Source organism: Methylophaga sp. UBA5088, from assembly GCF_002414625.1.
Taxonomy (GTDB): Bacteria; Pseudomonadota; Gammaproteobacteria; order Nitrosococcales; family Methylophagaceae; genus Methylophaga; species Methylophaga marina.
In genome coordinates this window covers 6,380-8,850 of the sequence record NZ_DIAC01000015.1, presented here as the reverse complement: position 1 = coordinate 8,850, position 2,471 = coordinate 6,380, and the positions used below count along the sequence as shown (strand labels likewise).

3 protein-coding genes are annotated in these 2,471 nt (G+C 41.6%); 2 read left to right on the top strand and 1 reads right to left on the bottom strand.

Annotated elements, in window-relative coordinates; genetic code table 11:
• The coding region (locus B4K20_RS02125) for an SDR family NAD(P)-dependent oxidoreductase (protein WP_289281726.1) at positions 1-523 on the bottom strand (523 nt) is incomplete at its 3' end.
• Positions 524-648: 125 nt separating this feature from the next.
• Between B4K20_RS02125 and B4K20_RS02120 the strand changes: the two genes are divergently transcribed.
• A complete protein-coding gene (locus B4K20_RS02120; protein ID WP_286304855.1) occupies positions 649-1,947 on the top strand; it encodes a mechanosensitive ion channel family protein in 1,299 nt (432 codons plus the stop codon).
• 105 nt (positions 1,948-2,052) lie between these two features.
• Positions 2,053-2,445: a hypothetical protein gene (locus B4K20_RS02115; protein WP_289281725.1), complete on the top strand. Its 393-nt coding sequence runs from the start codon at positions 2,053-2,055 to the stop codon at positions 2,443-2,445.
• The last annotated feature ends 26 nt before the right edge of the window (positions 2,446-2,471 follow it).

The window sequence follows — 2,471 nt, the reverse complement described above, 5'->3', positions numbered from 1 at the left end:
CTTGCTGACCCAGCTCGTGCCTAATGGCTTGAGTTAGAGAGTATGCGGCGGCTTTAGATGCCGCGTATGTCGCAAAAGCTGGCACACTTCTTAGTGATGCAATTGAGTTGAGTTGAACAAATGCACCACCACCGTTGTTCTTTAATAACGGAGCAAATGCTTGTGCCATTCTCAACAAGCCAAATACATTGATATCAAATTCATTCTGTAAGGACTCAATGGCGGCTGGGTCTAAAATAGCGGCTTTATTTAAAATACCTGCATTATTGATAACAACATCCACATCCTGTGCGTTTGCTGCTGCAGCATAAATTGAATTAGGTTGATTAAGATCGAGAAATATAGGTGTGACGCGATCAGCATAACGCATTTCAAAATCATCTACCGAACTCAAATCTCTTACCGCAAGGTAGACTTTTTCAACACCATAATCGAGTAGCGTCTCTGCGATAACTCTACCTATTCCTCTATTAGCGCCAGTGATAAACACAACCCGATGTTTTAAACCAAATCCTGCGTTCATATTTTATCCCTGTTGATGGTTTCCACTTGCTGACTGACGGAATCCAATAAAGTTCAGGGTCTAAATAGTTGCCATATGAAAATCAGTCAAATACATTGTGTCCGAGATAAATAGAAAGGTACACCATGGATATCGAACACTACCAAAGTCTGATCGAACAATTTCTGAGTCAATTAATGCATTGGTTAAGTAGTCCAAAATTTTATTCACAAATTGGATTAATCATACTGGCTCTGCTCATTGGCTTGTCAGTGAATCGTTTCCTTCGCAATCTGTCCCCTCTTCTCAGAGAAAGGCCAACGGAAGGGCCTATTCTTCAAATTCGTCAAGGTATATTCAGACTGAGAGAACTCATTCTGCCACTTATGCTGGTGTTATCAATGTCTGTAGCCGCTGACATCAGTCAAGCTGTGATTGGTCAAGCCTGGCTGGTTAAACTCAGCTTGAGCCTTGCCGTCATTTTTATGCTTTACACCATTATCACCCGGTTCGTTGAGAAACAGCTTTTTAGAAAACTCGCTTTATGGTTCATTTTGCCTATTGCTGTTTTGCACGTATTTGGCTGGCTGGATGAAGTTGTCGCTTACCTTGAAACAATCTCACTGCAGATCGGCAACTTTAAAATCTCTGCTTATGGCGTAGCCAGAGTTCTCATCTTTGGTTCGGTTTTATTTTGGTTAGGTCGACTTTCCAACAGTGCCGGTCAGCAAATCATTCGCAATCAGCATGATTTGGATATTGGTACAAGGGAGGTGTTTGCAAAGTTATTTCAAGTAGGACTCTTCTTTGTCGTCTTTTTACTGTTACTTCAAATCATGGGCATTAATTTGACCGCATTGGCCGTGTTCGGCGGTGCGCTTGGTGTTGGTCTAGGGTTTGGACTTCAGGCCATCGCATCCAATTTTATCTCCGGTATCATTCTTCTATTGGACCGCTCCCTGAGCGTGGGTGACTTTGTTGAGATGGAAGATGGTCGCTGTGGCACCATACGTGAACTCAATATGCGTTCAACGACCTTAGAAACCTATGACGGCAAAGACATCATGGTGCCCAACGAACAATTTATTACGACCAGCTTCACCAATTGGACACACAAAAATACCAAACAACGCTACTCATTGGAGTTTCAGGTTGCCTATAAAACAGATTTACACCAGCTCTTTGAACTGGTTCGAGAAACAGTGGGAAGTCATCCACAAGTGATGAGTGGTGAGGATATACCTATTGAAGAAAGACCAGACGCCGAAATAAAAGGCTTTGCTGACTCTGGCATAGATATTCTGGTCGAATTCTGGATGCAAGGCATTGATGATGGTCCCAACAGGGTTGGTGCTGACCTACTGTTGATGATTTGGGATATTCTGAAACAAAACGATATCGAAATTCCCTTCCCACAACGAGAAGTTAAAATTATTAATCAATAATTGCCAGGATATCCTTAACATTAAAATGCTTGTGCGCAAGCATTTTAATGTTATTATTTAGTCACTTGGTCAATACCAGTCTCACTTTATTATTGGGAGTTTTTTATGAAATATACACCGTTCATTGCTCCCATTCTTGTCACCGCCGTTATCGCTCTAAATCAGACTTTCGCTTGTGATAGCCAGTTATCCTGTAAAAGTAATACAAAAACATCGTCCCCTGCTCAAAGACTGGCAGAAAGTTGCTATCGACAATGGTTAACTCTCGACTGGACACTGGCAAATGCAGAAATGCTAGCAAGAGACAATCTCGCTTTTAATGAGGGTGTGAGAAATATCTGTCAGGCTAGGGCTGAACTCTTCTTTGAGGGGTATGAAATAAAGCCCTTTATCGCAGCTGATTCACAGCAAGAAGTCTTTCAACTGGTTTTTCGTCCAAATGTCGATGCAATAAAATCACAAATTCGTCTCAATTTACCGAAACTCAGACTGATATAATGAGTCTGAGATATGGTATATCTTTT